The following is a 1,600-nucleotide window of genomic DNA, read 5'->3' as shown; positions in this document are numbered from 1 at the left end:
CCTCCAGATCGCGGCGCACGTCCCAGACGATGTCGCTGACCACGCCGACCGGTATCCCGCGCCGGCTCAGTTCGCTCAGCACCGGCACCGTGTCCGTGTACGCGAACCAGTTCTCCGCCGCCAAGACCGCCTCGTACGCCAGATCGAAGATCCCGGCCAGCTGCGGCACCGCCGTGAACCAGACGCGCGTGGCCTCGCGGTGCAGCTTCGGGTCCGTATCGCGGCCCTGCTGCGCGGCGCGCACATGCGGCAACTCGGCAGCGGCCCGCACCCCGCGTGCCACCGACGCGACGTCGAGGTCTGCGATGTCGCGCCCGGCGGCCCGCCACACCCGGCGCAGGAAGACGTCCGTGGGCACCATGCGGAACAGGGTGTTGGCGAAGTCGAAGAGCACCGCCTCGATCGGCGGCACCGGCGCGTCCAGTTCGTCGGCCGAAGCGTCGACGGCGGCGGGCAGGCTGTACAGGTGGGTGTGCACGGCGATCAGTCTCGCGCACCGCCGCCGCGCGGGCAGCGGCGGTCCGGGCGCCGGCCCGTGGACCCGGTCATCATGGATGCATGGTGCAACCGGCGGCGCGGGTCCAGCGCAGTGCCGAGGCCGTTCTGGCGTACGTGCGCGACGCCCCCGGGACATACGCCTGGCTGATCATCCTGCTCGTCAACAAGATCATCCTGGACCAGTTCAGCCCCCGGTTCCGCTACCACTTCGTCCTGCACCACTCGACCAACCTGCGCGAACTCTCGCACCAGCCGGTCCAGGTGCTGATCAGCAGCGCGCTGTGGCTCGACGGCGGGCACTGGTGGCCCTACCTGATCCTCTACAGCACGTTCCACGCGCCGGTGGAACGCTGGCTCGGCACCGGCCGCTGGCTGGCCGTGATCGTCATCGCGCACGTCGGCGCGACATACCTGAGCCAGAGCGTCGTCTACTACAACATCCGGCACGGCACCGCGCCGCCTTCCGCCGCCTTCATCCCGGACATCGGGGTGAGCTACGCGCTCGCCGGCGCAGAAGGCGTGCTCGCCTACCTCATCACCGCGCCGTGGCGGTACCTGTACGCGGCCACGCTCGTCATCTACTACGGCGCCGCGCTGCTCAGCGACCGCACATTCACCGACGTCGGGCACTTCGCCGCGCTGCTGCTCGGGTTCGCCTGCTATCCGCTCGCGCGCGGCCGCACCGGCGCGTGGGACCCGCTCGTCAGCCTGCGTTCGGCCTGGAGGCGGCTTCGCTCAGGCTGAGATCCCCGCCCGCGCCCTGGCCGGAGCCCAGCAGCACGAAGTTCGCCGCCGTGCGCCGCTCGCCGAACCCGAACGCGAAGAGCGCGATCGCCGCCGCCGCGGCCAGGGGCACCACCAGTCCGGCGCGGTGCGACACGCCCGCCCCCCACAACCCGGTCACCAGCGCCGAGCCGAACAGGAAGCCGACGTAGTTGAAGATGTTCAGCCGGGCCACCGCCACCCCGGTCTCGGCCGGGTCGAGCCGGCCGGCGGCGGCGAAACACAGCGGAGCCATCACCGAGATCCCGAGCCCCACCACCGCGAAGCCGAGCAGCGCCGCCGGCGGCCCGGGCGCGACCACCGCGACCACGAAGCCGAG

2 protein-coding genes and 1 pseudogene are annotated in these 1,600 nt (G+C 71.9%); 1 reads left to right on the top strand and 2 read right to left on the bottom strand.

The annotated features are described in order from the left end of the window. A partial coding sequence (locus KGA66_RS28940; protein ID WP_211472774.1) for an HAD family hydrolase occupies positions 1-478 on the bottom strand: 478 nt, incomplete at its 3' end. A gap of 80 nt (positions 479-558) precedes the next feature. Between KGA66_RS28940 and KGA66_RS28935 the strand changes: the two genes are divergently transcribed. Further along, positions 559-1,242, top strand: a complete 684-nt coding sequence (locus KGA66_RS28935) for a rhomboid-like protein (RefSeq protein WP_211472772.1) — start codon at positions 559-561, stop codon at positions 1,240-1,242. Here KGA66_RS28935 and KGA66_RS28930 read toward each other — a convergent pair. Further along, positions 1,202-1,600: pseudogene (locus KGA66_RS28930) on the bottom strand (MFS transporter); the annotation flags it as partial. The gene KGA66_RS28935 and the pseudogene KGA66_RS28930 sit on opposite strands and share 41 nt — an antisense overlap.

This window comes from Actinocrinis puniceicyclus (assembly GCF_018283645.1).
Lineage (GTDB): Bacteria > Actinomycetota > Actinomycetes > Streptomycetales > Catenulisporaceae > Actinocrinis > Actinocrinis puniceicyclus.
Note: the sequence above shows the minus strand (reverse complement) of the source record. Positions and strands in the feature narration are given on the sequence as shown.

Coding starts and splice junctions, on each gene's coding strand:
- KGA66_RS28935 (WP_211472772.1), top strand. CDS start 559: ATGGTGCAACCGGCGGCGCGGGTCCAGCGCAGTGCCGAGGCCGTTCTG.